Genomic DNA, 16,551 nt, shown 5'->3' with positions numbered 1-16,551 from the left:
TTACTCTTTGGCACGCTTTCCAGGGAGGGGACCTCAGCGTGAGCGGAGGAGTGGAGCACTGCCCGCGGTGCGACGGCTCGGGCGGGCGGACCGCCGGTGCGGCACGTCCGGCGAACGCGACGGCGGGGCCGCCGTGCCGATGCGACACGCCCGTGGTGGTGGTGCGGGAGCCGGACGCGGGCCCCGACCCGGCGGACATCGCGCTGTTCTCCCCGGACGGCCCGGGGCGGCGGCAGGACGAGTTGCTGGCCATCGGCCCGGAACCGCCCGCCCGACCGGGCCGGGCCCGCTGGGCGGCGGCGGGCGTGGCGGCGATGGCGGTGGCGGGTTGCGCGCTGCTGGCCGGTGCCCTGGTGGTGCGGGACGGTGACGACTCGGCGGCGCTGCCGGACGGCGGCGCGGTGACACAGCTGTCGGTGCCGACGGCCGCGCCGGAGTCGAGTGAGCCGTCGCCGGGCGCCAGTGCCAGTCCGTCCGCCGAGGCGTCTTCGTCCGTGACATCCTCGCCGTCGGCGTCGCCGTCCGTGGAGGCGCCGGTGGCGCCGGGCCCGGAGGACCCGCAGGCGTCGGTGGCGGAGTCCGCGCCGGAGCCCGGTGGCGCGGAGCCGGAGGCTCCCGCGCCGGCCGCGCCGGAGGTGCGCGAGCCGGACGAGCCGGACGACCGGGCGGAGGAGCCGCAGCCCCCGGCCGTCGAGACGCTGCGGCGCGGCGACATCGGGCCCGCCGTCGCCGACCTGCAGCGGCGGCTGCGGCAGGTGAACCTGTACGACCGGCGCGCCGACGGGCGCTATGACCGGGGCGTGGAGTACGCGGTGCTGCGCTACCAGTCAGGCTACGGCGTGCAGGGCGACGAGCCGGGCGTCTACGGCCCCAACACCCGCAGCTCCCTGGAGAGCCGGACCCGGTGAAAGGACGGCGTCACCCCGGCATGGAACGTTTCCCCCGGGATCATGTCGCGTTCCCCGGGGCGGACTGGCGTTCCGGGCCCCAGGTTTGTAAGGTGGTGGAACAAAGTGGTTCCGCCCGTTCCCGCACCTGACGGCGGGTTTCCCTGACCGGCGGGCGGAACCGCTGCTTTCCCCACACCCCTCTGGAGCCGCACCCATGGCCACCGCCTCCACCACGCTCACCGCCCGCGCCCTCCTCCTGGACATGGACGGCACGCTCGTCAACTCGGACGCCGCGGTGGAGCGGGTGTGGCGCGGATGGGCCGAGGAGCAGTCGCTCGATCCCGACGAGGTGCTGAAGGTCGTGCACGGCCGCCAGGGCTACGCCACCATGGCCGCACTGCTGCCCGACCGCCCGATGGAGCTGAACCACGCCGACAACCGGCGGCTGCTCGCCCTGGAGACGGCTGACACCGACGGCATCGTGCCCATCCCCGGAGCGGGCGCCTTCCTGGGCGCCGTCGAGCACCTACCGCACGCCCTGGTCACCTCGGCCGACGTGGCGCTGAGCAACGCCCGCATGGCCGCCGCGGGGCTGCGCCTGCCGGACGTGCGCATCACCGCCGAGTCGGTCAGCGCCAGCAAGCCCGACCCGGAGGGCTTCCTCAAGGGCGCCGCCGAGCTGGGCGTCGACCCGGCCGACTGCCTGGTCTTCGAGGACTCCGAGGCGGGCATCACCGCCGGCCGCGCGGCCGGCATGCGAGTGCTCGGCGTCGGCCCCCGGGCCGCCGCCTTCCAGCCCGACGCCCACGTGCTCACCCTGGAGGGCCTGCGGGTGGAGCACCTCGGCGCCGAGGGCATCCGCCTGCACCTCGCCTGACACCGCGCGGGGCGCCACCGCCCGCTGCCTGCCGAGCGGCAGTAGCCAGGCAGCGCTTCACCCCGAACGCGGGGACGTGGTGCACGTCGTGGGTTAGTCGGCATCTGCCACGATCGGCGGATGCTGAGCATCGGAACGATCGTGATGGGGGCCGCTGACGTGCGGCGGGCCACCGAGTTCTGGAGCCGGGCGCTGGGCTACGTCCCCCGCGACGGCGAGGTGAAGGACGACTGGGCGGTGCTCGTGCCGCCCGACGGCCCCGGTGCCGTACTGGCCCTCGACCTCAGCACGGCGCCCGTGCAGGAGCACCCGAGAATCCATCTCGACCTCTATGCCGGCGACACCGCCGACCAGGAGGCCGAAGTGGCGCGCCTGGTTTCCCTGGGCGCTGAGCGCGTCGACTGGGACGCCTATCCGGACGACGCCGACTTCGTCGTACTCGCCGACACCGAGGGCAACCGCTTCTGCGTCATCGACACCGGTCACAGCTGACGACGCGGGCTCAGAGCCCGCGACCGCGTGCCAGTCCGGGAGAGAGCCGCCGCTGCGTCGTCCGGGGTACCACCGCGGCGGCCCACCGTGCCCAGGAGATGCCCCGCATGGCCGTGAGTTCGTCCTGCACCCGGCCCCGACGCAGGCGGACGGACGGTCAACCCGTGACGGCGTCGAAGAGGCTCCAGACGCCGAGCGCCGTCATCAGGGTCGCCGCGACGCGGGTGATCAGCCGCAGCGGCACCCGCCGCATCAGGGCCCGGCCGCCCAGGATGCCCAGACCGGCCACCGCCCACAGCGCCAGCACCGCGCCGAGCCCCACGGAGAGCGGGTCCTCGTAGCGGGCGGCGAGGTTGGCCGTCATGATCTGCGTCAGGTCGCCGAACTCGGCGACCATGATCAGCGTGAAGCCGCTGCCTGCGACCTTCCAGAACGACTGGTCGGCGGGCTGCCTGACCTCCTCCTCGCCGTGGTCCTTCTTCCAGAGCAGCACCGCGGCACCGCCCAGGAACAGCAGGCCGGTGACTGCGGCGAGCAGCCTGTGCGGCAGCAGGGTCAGCACACTGCCTGCGGCCACCGCCAGGGCGACGTGCAGCACGAACGCGGCGGCGACCCCGGCGAAGACGTAGGACGCGCGGTAGCGGGTGCCCAGGACCAGGCCGGCCAGGGCCGTCTTGTCGGGCAGCTCGGCCAGGAAGACGACGCCGAAGACGACGGCGACAACGGTGAAGCTCAGCACGGAACGTTTCCTCGTTCGGTCGGGCCGCACCGAGGGGCCCACCGGGAGAACGGCACGCTTCGGCACGGCAGTATCCAGGACACTGCGGCCGAAGGTCTCGCTGGCGCACCGGCACTGCGGTGCGCTCCGGGCGCCGGGGCGGGTGACCGCCCAGTATGTCGACGTTCCGGCGAGGAGCTACTCCCCTTCAGACGCGTCCACGATACGCCATCCCGCAGCCTCCCCACCTGCGCCCCCCCCCCACCGGCCGCACCGTCCCGCCCGGCACGGCGTCACCTCACCGCCAGGGGGCGGCGGATGACTCCGGCTGCGAGGAACCTGACGCACACCTCTTGATGTGACGTGCGCATGTCGCCAACCTGTTACCTGCGACCCGCCGGGACGAAACCTGGCGGCGCCAGCATCGCCTCAGGCACCACCCAGTACGGCCTCAGCACCGCCCAGCACCACCCAGCAGGACGTCGGGCACGTCACGTCCCGACCGGCCCGCACTCCGACCGGCACATCCCGTTCCGGCGACACCCCCACCCGAGGGAGTCCGTATGCACGGCATACGCGAGGCACACGTCCGCTCACGTTTCTACGCGCGTCGACCCGGCGCCCTGCTCACCACCGCCGCCGCCCTGGCAGGCCTCACCGGCAGCATGCTGCTGACGGCGCCCTCCGCCCAGGCCGCTCCCCCCACCCCGCCGAGCGCCGCCCAGGCACGCACCATGCTCGCCGGTCTGACCGTGGCGCCGGAGACGTCCATGGACGGATACAGCCGCGACCTCTTCCCGCACTGGATCAACCAGGGCGACAACTGCAACACCCGCGAGGTCGTGCTCAAGCGCGACGGCAGCAACGTGCAGACCGACGACCAGTGCCGATCCGTCAGCGGAAGCTGGTTCTCCCAGTTCGACGGCGTGACGCTGACCAGCGCGTCGAACGTGGACATCGACCACATGGTGCCGCTGGCCGAGGCCTGGCGCTCCGGTGGCCGGACATGGTCGGCCGCCAAGCGGCAGTCCTTCGCCAACAACCTCACCGCGGCGCAGCTGATCGCGGTGTCCGCCAGCTCCAACCGCAGCAAGGGCGACAAGGACCCGGCCAACTGGATGCCGCGAGCCGCCTACCACTGCACCTACGCGCGTTCCTGGGTGTGGGTCAAGAACAACTACGCCATGACCGTCGATTCGGCGGAAAAGGCCGCCCTCACCAGCACGTTGGCCGGCTGCTGACGGATTCGGCGAGAACCTGTCCCCCGACCGGAGTGATCCGGCCCACAGCGGATGTGTATATTCCGGTCGGGGGTTCAGCCGGGACGAGCGGACGGCATGATGGTGACTGCCCGCACCGCACCCAACCCGGGGAGTCACCAACGTGGCCGTCTCGACCGCCCGTTCCGTTGCCATCGTCGGTGCCGGCCCGCGCGGCACCAGCGTGCTGGAACGCCTCTGCGCATCCGCCCCCGACCGGCTGCCCGCCGGGACAAGGCTGCTTGTGCACCTGGTCGACCCGTACCCGCCCGGCGCCGGCCAGGTCTGGCGGACCGACCAGTCCGGCGAGCTGCTGATGAACACCGTCGCCTCACAGGTCACCCTGTTCACCGACGACAGTGTCGAGTGCACAGGACCGGTACGCCCCGGGCCGAGCCTGCACACCTGGTACCACCGCCACCACGCTCGCCCCGGTGACGGACCGCTCGGCCCGGACGACTACCCGACCCGTGCCCTGTACGGCAGCTACCTGCGCTGGGTCTTCACCCGCACCGTCGCCGTCGCGCCCGCCCAGGTCGAGGTCCGCGTGCACCCCCACCGGGCCGTGGAACTGACCGACGCCCTGGACGGCACCCAGGCGCTGCGCCTAGCCGACGGCAGCCGGCTCACCGGTCTCTGCGCGGTCGTGCTGGCCCAGGGCCACCTGCCCGTCGCGGCCGACGCCGAGCAGGAACGTCTCCGCGCCTACGCACGACACCACGGCCTGTACTACCTGCCGCCGGGCAACCCGGCGGACTCAACCGACCGCCTCGACGCACTGGAACCGGACCGGCCGGTGCTGCTGCGCGGTCTTGGCCTGACCTTCTTCGACCACCTCGCGCTGCTCACCACCGGCCGCGGCGGCCGGTTCACGGACGACGGCAGCGGACGCCTGCGGTATCAGCCCTCCGGCCGTGAACCCCGCCTGTACGCCGGTTCCCGTCGCGGCGTGCCGTACCACGCGCGCGGCGACAACGAGAAGGGCCCGCACGGACGGCACCTGCCGCTGCTGCTCACCCAGGACGTCATAGCCCGGTTCCGCAAACGGACCGACGCCGGTGACCCGCCCGACTTCCTCACCGACGTCTGGCCGCTGGTGGCCAGAGAGGTGGAGGCCGTCTACTACCAGGCCCTGCTGCGCCTGCGCCTGACGGCCGGCCGGCCCGAGGTGCAGCTCGGCCGACTGCGGGCGGCACTGCTCGCCACACCGCGTGGCAGCCGCGAAGAGGCCGCCGTCCTGGCGGAGTTCGGCATCACCGCCGCCGAGCGCTGGGACTGGGCCGCCGTCCTCCACCCCACCGGCGGCCGGACCTTCACCGACGCGGCCGAGCACCGCGCCTGGCTGCTGACCCGGCTGCGCGACGACGTCGAGCACGCCCGGCTGGGCAACGTCGCCGGTCCCGTCAAGGCGGCCCTCGACGTACTCCGCGACCTGCGCAACGAGCTGCGGCAGACGGTCGACCACGGCGGGCTGACGGGGCGGTCCCGCCGGGAGGGGCTCGACCGCTGGTACACCCCACTGAACGCGTTCCTGTCGATCGGCCCGCCACGGCAGCGCATAGCCGAGACGGTTGCGCTCATCGAGGCCGGCGTGCTCGACGTGCTCGGCCCGGACCTGCGGCTCACCACCGACAACTCCGGCACGTTCACCGCCCGGTCACCGCAGGTCCCCGGCGTGGAGGTGCGGACCACCGCACTCATCGAGGCCCGTCTGCCCGAGCCTGACCTGCCGCGCACCACCGACCCGCTGCTCGCCGGGCTGCGGGCGGCCGGCGCCTGCCGGCAGCACACCGTCGACGGCTACGCCACCACCGGGCTCGACGTCACCCCGGCGCCGTTCCGCGTCGTCGACGCCGCCGGTCGCCCGCACCCGCACCGGTACGCGGTGGGCGTGCCCACCGAGGGCGTGCACTGGGTGACCGCCGCGGGCGCACGGCCGGGCGTCGGCTCGGTCACGCTCCTGGACACCGACGCCGTCGCCCGTGCCGCACTGGCCTCGGCCGTCGCCGTGCGGCCGGTCCTGCCGACCGTGCCGCCGGCCCGCCGGGCGGGGGTCCCGCAGCCGTCCCTGCGCATCCGCTGACCACGGGCGGCGGCGTCCGGCCCGGGGCGGGGGCGGGGCAGGTACCGGGCGGGCGCCGGGTGGGCGCCGGGTGGGCACTGTCCGGCGCCCGCCCGGCCCCGTCGCCGAACCGGCACGGCACGGCAGCAGACCGCCCCGCGTCACTTGCCGGCGGCCACCGGCACGAACGGCACCGTGAAGCACGCCAGCCGTCGGCCGGCCTGGCCCGCCTCGCCCTTGCCGGTGAGCGTGGTGTGCTCGTGGATCACCACCGAGCGGGCCTCCCCTGCGCGGAAGGACCACTTCTGCTCGGCGACGGCCCCGCCGCTGCCGTCGGGGCCGGTGCGGAAGTCCAACCAGGCCTCGTTGCGCGGGTTGGCGTAGGCCGGGTCGACGGACGGCTGCACGGGGTCGATGCGGTGCTGGTAGTGCGGACCGGACGCCTCGGGCGCTACACCGCAGGTACCGGTGTGCACATGGGCTCCGTAGGCCCGGTCCGGCTGGATGCCGCGCACCGACAGCTCCACCGCCGTCCGGCCGTCCTTCACCCGCTGCGCCACCGTGATCCGGGCACCCGCCGGGACCACGCCCTCGTCATGGGTCACGGCGTCGGGGGCGAGGAACTCCCCCGGCGTGCCGAACGACGCCGTGGTCCGCATCCACCGGTCGCCGGTGTCCGCCTGGGCCGCCGCCGCCGGCAGCGCCGCCATCAGTACGACTGCCGCCGCCACCGCTGCTGTCCTGCCTGCCGTCACGTTGTGCCTCCCGCTCAGTGGTACAGAAGCCCTTCAGTGGTGCGGGTGCGCCGAGCCGCACGCACCGGCCCGCGTCGCCGGTCGGGACCGCGCCCGCGGAACTGTCACCTCGGTGACATCCCCGCGCCGCCACTGGGCCGTTCAGGCGCAACTCTTGCGCTTCCGGTAGCCGAATTCGCGCCACCCGGCCCCCACAAAGCCCTCCGAGTGACCCCGGCGTACGCTGTACGGCGGTAAGCCGGGCCGCAGGCACCGGGCCGGGAGCCACCGGGGGTCAAGGTGCTGGAAACGCTGGGGACGCTGGTCTACGCGCCGTGGATCTACGTCCTCATCGCCCTGTCGGTGCTGCTCGACGTCTTCCTGCCGCTGCTGCCCAGCGGTGTGCTGGTCATCGCCGCCGCCACCGCGGCGGCCGGCACGGCGGCCGACCTGGCGGGCGTGGCCGCCCCGCCGACCACGGGGGCGCACCTGCCGGAGATGTTCCTGCTCGTGCTGTGCGCCGCCACGGCCTCGGTGCTCGGCGACCTCGCCGCGTTCCACCTCGCCCGCTACGGCGGGCCCCGCCTGAACCGGCTGCTGTCCCGGTCCCGCCGGATCGCCGGCGCGCAGGACCGGCTGGAAACCGTCCTTCTGCGCGGCGGCGGCTCGTTGATGGTGCTGGCGCGCTTCGCCCCCGCCGGACGCTCGGTGATGAGCCTCACCGCGGGTGCGGCCCGCCGCCACCCGGCGGACTTCGCCACCTGGTCCGCGGTCGCCGGTCTGGCGTGGGCCCTGTACAGCGTGTCGCTGGGCTACTTCGGCGGGCAGCTGTTCGGCGTCAGCTGGGGCACCACCGCGCTGTCGGTGCTGGCACTGTTCACCGCGGGCACCCTGGCCGGGTACCTCCTGCACCGTCGGCCCACCGCCGCGACGGCCTGAGCCCGGACGTCCCTGACCGCCGCCGACCACCCTCCCGGACCGCCTGCGACCGTCCGCGGCCGTCCCGGCCGGGCGTTCAGCGGCGCAGCCCGGCCTCCAGCTCGTCCAGGGCACGCCGGGCCTCCGCGATCCGGGCCCGCAGTTGCTCGTCATCGGCGGCACCGGACGCCCCGGAGGGCAGCCTGCGTTCCTCCCGCTCGGTGGCCCGTGCCTCCTCCAGGGAGTTGATCACCACGCCGATCAGCAGGTTGACCAGAACGAACGAGGCCAGCAGCACGTACGAGCCGTAGTAGAGCAGCGTCCACCGGGAGATGGCCAACCCGTCGTGCACGGCCAGCCCAAGGCCGTCCAGCGTCATCAGGAGCAGCAGCGTCAGCACGGCCCGGCCCAAGGAGCCGTAGCGCTCCGGGTCGTCCTCGGCGAAGCAGATCCAGCCCAGCACCGCGTACAGGTACAGCAGCAGGGCGCCCACCAGCAGGAAGCTCAGCGTCCCGGGCAGGCTCTTGCCGACCGCGAGCATCAGCACCCGCAGCTGCGGCAGCATGCGGGCAGCCCGGATGATCCGGGCCAGCCGCAGCAGGCGCAGCACCGTGGCGTTGCTCTGGACAGCCGGGATCTGGGCGACGAGCAGCACGGTCAGGTCGAAGACGTTCCACGGCTCGCGGAAGAAGTCCCGCGGCCGGTCCGCGTGGGCCGCGGCACGCAGCGCCACCTCCAGCGCGAACGCCGCCATGAACAGGTTCTCCAGCGTCGTCAGCGGGCCGTGCCAGCGCTGGGCGAGGCCCGCGTACGTCTCGACGCCGAGGGTCACGGCGTTGCCGAGGATCGTCGCGAGCACCACCGCGGAGAACCAGCGGGCTGAGGTGAGGCGGTCCGCGCGTTCCGCCAGGACACGGCGGAACGGCACCCCGACGCGGTCGGCCATCGTGTCTGTACCCGTCCTCCGCCGCCCCGGTCAATCCCCAACTGCACGGGATCATACGGCGCTTCACCGACCGTCACCGACCGGTCCGGGCGATCCTCGGCCATCCGGCGACCCGATTCCGGAGCCCGGTCGAAGTGGCGGATAGGTTGGGAACCGGCCGAACCACCAGGAGCAGCATGCCGTCCGCCGCCAAGCCCCGCGTCCTCTACGTCACCGATCTCGCCTATCCGGCGCGGGGACGCCGCTACTGCGACGAGGACATCGCGCTCAGCGCCCGCTTGCGGGAGAGCTTCGACCTCGCGCTGTGCCATCCGCTGGACGCGGTGGCGCTGATGGACGCATTCGACGCGGTGGTGGTCCGCAACAGCGGCCCCGTACTGCACTACCGGGCCGCGTACGAGGAGTTCCGCGAGCGGGCGCTGCACCGGGGCACCCGGGTGTTCAACCAGCTGACCGGCCGGGCCGACATGCTCGGCAAGCAGTACCTGGTGGACCTCTGGGCCGCGGGACTCCCCGTCATCCCCACCGTCGACCACCCGGCCGACACCGGCAGGCTGCTCCGAAGCAGTGGGCCGGACGGGGTGGACACGTCACACACGCCGGACCGGTCGGACGGCTTCGTGCTGAAGCCCAAGCTGGGCGCCGACTCGCACGGCATGGAGTTCGTCGCCGCCGACCGGCTGGCCGCCCTCCCCACCGACCGGAGCATGCTGGCCCAGCCGCGGATCGACTTCCGGTACGAGGTGTCGTTCTTCTTCGTCGACCGCGCCTTCCAGTACGCCCTGCACGCGCCCGAGCCCGAGGCCCGCTGGGAGCTGGTGCCGTACACGCCGACCGAGCAGGACCTGCGATTCGCCCAGCGCTTCGTCGACTGGAACACCGTCGACCACGGCATCCAGCGCGTCGACGCCTGCCGTACCCGTGAGGGTGAGCTGCTGCTGGTCGAGTTGGAGGACCTCAACCCCTACCTGTCCCTGGACGCGCTGCCCGCAGACGTCCGGGACACGTTCGTCGCCGCCATGACCGCCTCCGTACACACCCTGCTGGCGGCGCCGGACTGACCGGTCACGGCGACGGGGCTTCCAGCTGCCGCCGCTGCCTGCTACCGCCGCCTACGCCGTGCGGACCGCGTCCAGCACCAGCCGCCAGGGGAACTGCTCGGGGCGGCCCTCACCCGGGGGGTGCGGCTCGTTCCCGTCCGGCTCCCCGTGCAGCACGCGCACCCCGGCGCCCCGCAGCACCGCCACCGACCGCTCGAACTGCGGGTGCGTCGTGTCGGAGGAGTTCACGCACGGCACGATCACCAGCGGTGACCGCTTCCCGACGGCCTCCACACCGTGACCGGCCAGCCAGGTCGGAGTGAGCCCGAGTGCGATCGAGTTGACGGTGTTGAGGGTGGCCGGCGCGATCACCGACAGGGTGGCGGGCGGCCAGGGGGACGTCTCGCCCAGGCGGCGCTTGGCGATGCGCAACGGCCGCCCGGTCAGCTCCTCCAGCGCCCGTACCCGGTCGCCCAGCCACTCGGCGGCGGTCGGCGTCAGCCCCACGCACACCTCCCAGCCCGCCGCCTGCGCCTCCCGGACGGGCCGGTCGAGGTCGCACACGGGCGGTGCCGCACATCCCAGCAGGTAGAGAACTCGCTGCGCCATGGCCCCAGTCGATCACAGTCCGCCCGTTCCTGTGCGGTGGTCGGGGCGTGCTTGTGGTCAGAGGGGCCGGAGACGGGCGCGCAGGAGGCAGAACTCGTTGCCCTCGGGGTCGGCCAGCACGTGCCAGCTCTCCGTACCGGTCTGCCCGACGTCGACGGGCCTGGCGCCGAGCGCCAGCAACCGCGCCAGCTCGGCGTCCTGGTCGCGGTCGGTGGCGTTGACGTCGATGTGCAGCCGCAGCTTCCCGGCACGCGGGTCGCTGCTGGGGCTGAGGATGAGGGTCGGCTGAAGTCCGCCGAAACCGACGGCGGGAGGCCCGATCTCGATGCTTCTGTCGTCCTCCCGGTCGAGTTCGACGTAGCCGAGCACCTCACTCCAGAACCCGGCAAGCCGGTCGGGGTCGGCGCAGTCGATGACCAGCTCACTGATGCGGCATGCCATGACCGCCAGTGTACGAAGTCACCCCACGAGTCCACCCGCAGCACGCCAGGCCGCCTCGACCCAGTCCAACGTCCCTATGGCCTGTCCGGCGGATCATGTCGGGCGGCCGACGGTGGGTGGGGCAGTGGCCCTCCGCGAAATGCCTCGACACGAGTCGTGGTGATCGGGGATGCTTCGCGCGATGACCAGAATCAATGACACACCGCCCGCGTGGGACGAGCGCACCCAGCTCACTACGTTTCTCGACTACGCGCGTGGCACCGCACGCGCCAAATGCGAAGGCGTCTCTGAGGAGAACGCGCGCAAGGCCCTCCTGCCGGGCTCACCGCTGATGACCATGAGCGGTGTGATCAACCACCTCCGCTGGGTCGAGTACTACTGGTTCCAAGTGGTCTTCCTCGGCGAGGAAGACCGGGCCCCCATGACGGATGAGGACCCCGACCGCGAGATGCGTATTGCCGTCGACTTCCCGCTCACGCAGTTGCTCGACGAATACGCCGAACAGAGCAGCCTCTACCGCGAACTGGTCGCCGGGAGCGACCTGGACAAGCAGGCTCAGCGCACCATCCGCAACGGCGTCCACGTCGACTTGCGCTGGATCGTGCACCACCTCACCGAGGAGACGGCCCGCCACAACGGCCACCTGGACATCCTGCGCGAGATGCTCGACGGCGCAACCGGCTACTAGATCCGGCGGAGATCACGGGCGGAGCCAGAGTCGGATCGAGGCGATGGTGAGAGCCACCCTGCCCGACCCATCAGATCGAACATGGGGCAACTTCTCCGTGGGCTCAGACGGACAGTCCAGTGTTACTACGCGAGGCCACGCGCGGCGGCAAGCGTCAGGTGCCACGGGTACGTCTCGGGGGAGCCCTCGCCCGAGGGGTTGGGTACGAAGCCGTCGGGCTCGCCCAGCGGCACACGAACCCCGGCGTCGCGCAGCGTCTGGACTGACCGGTCAAGTTGAGGGTGCGACGCGTAGTTGCGTTCACGCACGGCATGATCGCCAGCGGCCACCGACGGCCAGCCGCGTCGACTGCGTGCCCGGTCGCCCAGTTGGGGGTCAGTCCGAGAGCAACCGCGTTGATTGTGTTCAGCGTTGCGGGCGCGACTACCGTCACGTCCGCCTTCGGCCAGGGGGTTGCCTCGCCGGGTGGGCGTTTCGTGGAGCGAACGGGATGGCCGGTGAGGGCGGCGAGGTTGTCGAGGTCGTCGGCGCTCCACTCGGCGGCAGTCGGGGTAAGACCAAGGCACACGTCCCAGCCGTCGGCCTGCGCCTCGCGGATCGCACGGTCGAGGTACTGGATCGGCGGTGCCGCACAGGCGACGAGGTACAAGACGGCAGTCATGGACGCCAGTTCACCGCACGCGCTTCCATCCTCAACCGGGGTTCGGCAGGGGTGGTAGCGGTACCTTCCAAGTGCGACCACGGAACGGAGACTCTGCATGCCTCGGGGCAATGACGAGCACATCGGCGCGCGGGTGCGCATCGCGCGAAACGCAGCGGGCCTTACCCAGACGGAGATGGCCGGCTTGCTCGGCCGGTCCGAGCACTGGGTGCAGGACGTCGAGGCCGGCCGCCTGGCGCTGGACCGCTACAGCCTGATCACCGCAGTGGCCGAGGTGACCGACGTGGACGTGGTCTGGCTGCTCGGCCAGCCCTACCGCCTGCGTGACCAGGCAGGCCCTCACGCCCACACCTACATTCCGGCGCTACGGGCCGGACTCCGCCGGTCTGGACTGATCCTGTCCGGGCATCCGGGACTGAGCCCTCAAGCAGTTGTGACAGACGCACGGTCGCTCGCAGCACGGGCTGCGGAAGCCAACCGGGCCCGACAGGCAGCAAACCTACCGAAGGTCGCCGCGCTGCTGCCACCCCTGGTGGAGGACCTCAACAGCACACTGTTGGTGACCGAGGGCCCGGCACGGCACGAGACCCTGAGGTTGCTTGTAGACGCGGCCCGGACGGCCCGAATGTGCCTCAACCAGCTTGGATACCCCGATCTGGCCTGGGTCGCGGCGGAAGTCGCTGCCGGTGCGGCGACGGAGCTGGACGATCCGGTGGTGAAGGCCGGGGTGGCGTGGGACCGCTGCGGCGCACTCCTGCACCAGGCGAGTCTGCCGGAGGCACTCGCGGTAGCCGACGCTGCGCTGGCCGATCTGGAACCGCTTGCGAGCGGCCGGGCTCCGAACTCGAAGGTGCTCTCGCTGCGTGGCGCGCTCATGCTCCGGGCCGCGATCGCTGCGGCGCGCGGCCACCAGGCAGTCGAGGCCTGGGCACGCATCGACGGAGCCTTGGAGGACGCCGACCGGCTCGGCCCGAAGTGGCACGATCTAGAGCAGCAGACCGTGTTCGGGCGCGGGACTGTCGCGGTGCACGCCGCTGAGGTCGGTGTGGAGGTGGAGCAGCCGGACACCGGACTGAAGCGGGTCACGAACGCCGCCGTGGAGGAAGTGCCCTCGAGGGAACGTCGGACGCACTACCAGATCGACCGGGCGCGGGCTCTGAAGAAGTTGGGGAAGGCCCCGGCCGCGGTGACGACGTTGCGGGCCGCTGCGGCTGGTGCGCCGTACTACGTCCACGCGGACCCGATGGCTCGTGCGCTCGTCTCCGAACTCGTCCGGGAAGGCGTTCCGTCGCAGGCGTCTGCACTGTCGTCCCTGGTCAGGCGCATGGAACTGCTGCGCTGAGACTGCCCCCAGGAATTCTGGGGGTCGCACGACCGCACGTAGGCCACGCTCACCTCATCATGACGCTGAGAACACAGACGATCACAGAGGGCGGTGCGGCCGTGTTGCCTGCTGGAGATCCGGCCGCCTACGCCGCAGCTTACGACAGGCGTCTCAGATGGCCGGTGGCGCCAGGTCACCGCCATCGGCCGCGTGGCGGCTGCACCTGCGCGGACGCCCCGCCTGCCGGACCTTGCCCGACTCCGGGCGCGCACCCGTTGACCAGTTGGGTCGTGCCTGCCAGGGCAGACCAGTTGGTGGAGCAGTTCGCCCAGGCACCGGGAACCTCGATCATCGCGCCGACGGTGGCGTTCGACGCGTTGGTGCTACCGCGCCCGGTCGGTATGGCCGTGATGGTCCGACTGGAACGCCGTGGACCGGTTCCGTGTCTCATCACCAGCCTGACGGCGACCCTGCTCGTGCAGCCTGGTACCAGCAGCACGCTCGACGCATACCCGGACCGGCCCGTGGAGGTTCGGTCTGGTCCCGCCGGGTGGGTGGCCCTACCTCCGTCCCACGGAGTTCGGTGGGATACGCCGCCTTGGGATGAGGTGACGGGCAATCCGCTGCGCCTACCGCACGGGCACGCGATCAAGCCGGCCGTGACAGAGGCGCTGCGCACGGCCGCGAGGGCGGCCCGGTGACCCGCAGCATCGTCCGCTTCATGCAGTGGCGGGTGGGGCCGGATCGGGAGCCGGATGCGGAGGCGGTGACGTTCGCGATGGAGTGTGCGGTGTGCGGCGCGAGGTCGCAGCCTCGGGTGGATGCGGGGGACGGGCAGCAGTGGGTGTTCGCGCACGCCGGGCACAACCCCTCCCATCACACCTACCGGGAGCACATCACCCGCCCCTACCGCGCCGTCATGACACGGACCGCCCGGTGACCGGCCCCGGGCGCGGAACGCGCCGACGGCCGCGCGACGCGGAGCCCATCGACGGCGACGCGGTCGCCATGATCCGCCCGTACCTGCTCGTCCCACCCCCACCCCGCCCGGTGGAGCCACCGCTGGAACCGGGCGCCGAACCCTCACCCGCGCACGAGCGGGAGCCCGGACGGTGAGCGGGACACCGGAGCTGTGCGGAACGCTGCGGCCGGTGGAGTTGCAGACGCCCCCGCTCGTCGCCTCACGGCTGCCGTGCGCGGAACCCGCCGGCACGACGCCCCACACCGGGACGCGCTCGGCCACCGATGGGTGGCCACCGCGGAGTTGGTCCAGGCGCTCGCCGTGACGGTGTCGGCCGACCAGGTCCGGCGGGCCCTGCGCCCGGCGCGTGAGGCACCCGACGGGCGTTCCCGCCACCCTGCACGCTAGTGCGCCCGGCCCTCCGAGGAGGTGCCGGGCGTACGGGACGGGCGTCCGCGAGGGTGGGCGCAACAGGGATCGAACCTGTGACATCTTCCTTGTAAGGGAAGCGCTCTACCGCTGAGCTATGCGCCCGGAGCAATGCGACGTCAGCCTACCGCAACGGCCTCCTGTCCTCGTGCGGGTCGGATGGGACAATGGACACCGTTCCACTGGCTGCGGCACTGGGGAGAGGGTTGTGTGACTTCGATGAGCGGGGGCGGAACGCGGCGGTGGGGCTGGGGCGGCGGGCGTGCCGAGAGTGTGCGCGCTGACGCGCAGGCCGCGAAGGACGCCGCCGCGGCGGCGTTCTACGAGTTGGACACCGCCCAGCGGGACCTGCGGATCTCCATCGAGGCGATCACCGCGGTGGACAGCTCGCCTCCCGGGCGCAGGGCGGTCGCCGCCTTCGCCGAGTTCGGGCGGCGCATCGACGAGGCGAGCCACGAGTACATCAAGGTGGTCGACGCGCACGACCTCGACCGCGAGGGCCTCGACACCGCCGCCGCCTCACGTGCGCTCCAGGACCTGAACCGCGTGAAGGGGCTGCTGGAGCAGACCCGGACGGACCTCGAACGGTTCGGTCACAGCCTGGGCGGGCTGCTGGAGAAGGCCGAGTCGCAGCTCGCCCAGCTGGCCCCCGCGGTCGAGCGGGGCCGGCAGGCGCTGCTGGCGGCGACCCAGGCGCTGGACTCGGTGCGGGCCGCCGGGCTGCAGGCCGACGACCTGGCCGCGCGGCTCGCCGCCCTCGGGCCTGAACTGACCAAGCTCAACCAGGGCGCCGGGCAGCACGGCGTGCGGGAGACGATCCGGCTGGCCGAGGAGGTCCAGCGCAAGGCGGAGGCCATCGGCGAGGAGGCCCGGCGGCTCCCGGAGCGGGCCGCCGAGATCGACCGGCGGCTGGCCTCGCTGCGGACCAGGGCGCAGGCGCTGTCCACCCGGGCGGGCAAGGTCGAACCGGTCCTCAGCGAGCTGCGTCGGCGGTTCAGCGCGGCCTGCTGGCAGGACCTCCAGCACGTTCCCCGGCAGGCGCAGCAGGCCGCCGACGAGGCCGAGGCCAAGGTGCGCCAGGCGCAGCAGGCCCGGGACGCCCAGAGGTGGGCGGACGCGACGGCGCTGCTGTCGTCGGTCCGCGCGCTGCTGAACACGGCCGACGACGCGGTGGCCGCCGCGGGTGAGCGGTTGCAGCGGCTGAACGAGGTCGCGTTCAACCACGAGCAGGAGACGGAGCGGGCGAGGTTCGCACTGCGCGACGCGCAGCGGCTGGCCATGACCGGGCGCAGCACGCCCGACCCTCGGCACGCGGGCCCGCTGGACAACGCGGTGGAACGGCTGGACCGGGCGCTGGCCGCGCTGGAGGCCGGCGGCCGGCATCCGGACTACTGGCAGTTCCTGACCGAGGTGGACGCCATCAAGGAGACCGTCGCGCACGTCGTGTCGGACATTCGGCAGTCTCTGGGTTCAGGTCACTGACCTGCGGCTACCCTGCTCAC

At 72.6% G+C, this 16,551-nt stretch carries 18 protein-coding genes, 1 tRNA gene and 1 pseudogene; 12 read left to right on the top strand and 8 right to left on the bottom strand.

The genetic code is table 11. From position 1 onward, the window contains the following. Positions 1-38: 38 nt before the first annotated feature. The 3 genes from QNO07_RS11315 to QNO07_RS11305 all read left to right on the top strand — a co-directional run bounded on the left by QNO07_RS11315 (position 39) and on the right by QNO07_RS11305 (position 2,259). Positions 39-908, top strand: coding sequence for a peptidoglycan-binding domain-containing protein (locus QNO07_RS11315; RefSeq protein ID WP_283991646.1), 870 nt, complete (start codon positions 39-41; stop codon positions 906-908). A gap of 196 nt (positions 909-1,104) precedes the next feature. Then, entirely contained in the window at positions 1,105-1,767 is a 663-nt protein-coding gene (locus QNO07_RS11310; RefSeq protein WP_283991645.1) for an HAD-IA family hydrolase, read from the top strand. A 120-nt stretch (positions 1,768-1,887) separates the two neighbouring features. After that, the gene (locus QNO07_RS11305; protein ID WP_283991644.1) at positions 1,888-2,259 is read left to right on the top strand and encodes a VOC family protein; all 372 of its coding nucleotides are present in this window, start codon (positions 1,888-1,890) and stop codon (positions 2,257-2,259) included. 157 nt (positions 2,260-2,416) lie between these two features. On the opposite strand, the gene QNO07_RS11300 is transcribed toward QNO07_RS11305, so the two are convergent. Next, the gene (locus tag QNO07_RS11300; RefSeq protein WP_283991642.1) at positions 2,417-2,998 is read right to left on the bottom strand and encodes a TMEM165/GDT1 family protein; all 582 of its coding nucleotides are present in this window, start codon (positions 2,996-2,998) and stop codon (positions 2,417-2,419) included. A gap of 542 nt (positions 2,999-3,540) precedes the next feature. Here QNO07_RS11300 and QNO07_RS11295 point away from each other — a divergent pair. Together QNO07_RS11295 and QNO07_RS11290 are read left to right on the top strand one after the other, a co-directional pair. After that, positions 3,541-4,218: an HNH endonuclease family protein gene (locus tag QNO07_RS11295; protein WP_283991641.1), complete on the top strand. Its 678-nt coding sequence runs from the start codon at positions 3,541-3,543 to the stop codon at positions 4,216-4,218. Between the two features lie 142 nt (positions 4,219-4,360). Beyond that, positions 4,361-6,319: an FAD/NAD(P)-binding protein gene (locus QNO07_RS11290; protein ID WP_283991640.1), complete on the top strand. Its 1,959-nt coding sequence runs from the start codon at positions 4,361-4,363 to the stop codon at positions 6,317-6,319. Positions 6,320-6,459: 140 nt separating this feature from the next. Here the strand turns inward: QNO07_RS11290 and QNO07_RS11285 are convergent, their stop codons facing one another. After that, positions 6,460-7,053, bottom strand: coding sequence for a superoxide dismutase family protein (locus QNO07_RS11285; protein ID WP_283991639.1), 594 nt, complete (start codon positions 7,051-7,053; stop codon positions 6,460-6,462). Between the two features lie 279 nt (positions 7,054-7,332). Here QNO07_RS11285 and QNO07_RS11280 point away from each other — a divergent pair, with 279 nt between their 5' ends. Further along, positions 7,333-7,971 carry a DedA family protein gene (locus tag QNO07_RS11280; RefSeq protein ID WP_283991638.1) on the top strand — a complete coding sequence of 213 codons (639 nt, stop codon included), beginning with the start codon at positions 7,333-7,335 and terminating at the stop codon, positions 7,969-7,971. 76 nt (positions 7,972-8,047) lie between these two features. On the opposite strand, the gene QNO07_RS11275 is transcribed toward QNO07_RS11280, so the two are convergent. After that, positions 8,048-8,896, bottom strand: a complete 849-nt coding sequence (locus QNO07_RS11275) for an ion transporter (RefSeq protein ID WP_283991637.1) — start codon at positions 8,894-8,896, stop codon at positions 8,048-8,050. A 176-nt stretch (positions 8,897-9,072) separates the two neighbouring features. Between QNO07_RS11275 and QNO07_RS11270 the strand changes: the two genes are divergently transcribed. After that, positions 9,073-9,957: an ATP-grasp domain-containing protein gene (locus QNO07_RS11270; RefSeq protein WP_283991636.1), complete on the top strand. Its 885-nt coding sequence runs from the start codon at positions 9,073-9,075 to the stop codon at positions 9,955-9,957. Positions 9,958-10,008: 51 nt separating this feature from the next. Here the strand turns inward: QNO07_RS11270 and QNO07_RS11265 are convergent, their stop codons facing one another. Continuing rightward, a complete protein-coding gene (locus QNO07_RS11265; RefSeq protein ID WP_283991635.1) occupies positions 10,009-10,545 on the bottom strand; it encodes a flavoprotein in 537 nt (178 codons plus the stop codon). A 57-nt stretch (positions 10,546-10,602) separates the two neighbouring features. Then, complete coding sequence (locus QNO07_RS11260) at positions 10,603-10,986, bottom strand: VOC family protein (RefSeq protein ID WP_283991634.1); 384 nt, start codon at positions 10,984-10,986, stop codon at positions 10,603-10,605. 181 nt (positions 10,987-11,167) lie between these two features. On the opposite strand from QNO07_RS11260, the gene QNO07_RS11255 reads away from it, so the two are divergent. Then, positions 11,168-11,674: a DinB family protein gene (locus QNO07_RS11255; RefSeq protein ID WP_283991633.1), complete on the top strand. Its 507-nt coding sequence runs from the start codon at positions 11,168-11,170 to the stop codon at positions 11,672-11,674. A gap of 125 nt (positions 11,675-11,799) precedes the next feature. On the opposite strand, the gene QNO07_RS27560 is transcribed toward QNO07_RS11255, so the two are convergent. After that, positions 11,800-11,982: a hypothetical protein gene (locus tag QNO07_RS27560; RefSeq protein ID WP_349636830.1), complete on the bottom strand. Its 183-nt coding sequence runs from the start codon at positions 11,980-11,982 to the stop codon at positions 11,800-11,802. Positions 11,983-12,029: 47 nt separating this feature from the next. Then, a pseudogene (locus QNO07_RS27555) lies at positions 12,030-12,335 on the bottom strand (HFCD family protein); the annotation flags it as partial. Positions 12,336-12,432: 97 nt separating this feature from the next. Here QNO07_RS27555 and QNO07_RS11245 point away from each other — a divergent pair. From QNO07_RS11245 to QNO07_RS11235, 3 genes are all read left to right on the top strand, one after another. Beyond that, positions 12,433-13,677 carry a helix-turn-helix domain-containing protein gene (locus QNO07_RS11245; RefSeq protein ID WP_283991632.1) on the top strand — a complete coding sequence of 415 codons (1,245 nt, stop codon included), beginning with the start codon at positions 12,433-12,435 and terminating at the stop codon, positions 13,675-13,677. 679 nt (positions 13,678-14,356) lie between these two features. Next, complete coding sequence (locus QNO07_RS11240; protein WP_283991631.1) at positions 14,357-14,599, top strand: DUF7848 domain-containing protein; 243 nt, start codon at positions 14,357-14,359, stop codon at positions 14,597-14,599. Beyond that, complete coding sequence (locus tag QNO07_RS11235; protein ID WP_283991630.1) at positions 14,596-14,775, top strand: hypothetical protein; 180 nt, start codon at positions 14,596-14,598, stop codon at positions 14,773-14,775. Before QNO07_RS11240 ends, QNO07_RS11235 begins: the two co-directional genes overlap by 4 nt. Positions 14,776-15,082: 307 nt before the next feature. On the opposite strand, the gene QNO07_RS11230 is transcribed toward QNO07_RS11235, so the two are convergent. Next, positions 15,083-15,154 (bottom strand) — tRNA-Val (locus QNO07_RS11230). Between the two features lie 114 nt (positions 15,155-15,268). On the opposite strand from QNO07_RS11230, the gene QNO07_RS11225 reads away from it, so the two are divergent. After that, complete coding sequence (locus QNO07_RS11225) at positions 15,269-16,531, top strand: hypothetical protein (RefSeq protein ID WP_283991743.1); 1,263 nt, start codon at positions 15,269-15,271, stop codon at positions 16,529-16,531. Positions 16,532-16,551: the final 20 nt, after the last annotated feature.

It is taken from the genome of Streptomyces sp. 549, from assembly GCF_030124175.1.
Lineage (GTDB): Bacteria > Actinomycetota > Actinomycetes > Streptomycetales > Streptomycetaceae > Streptomyces.
This window is presented reverse-complemented; position numbering and strand designations above follow the sequence as displayed.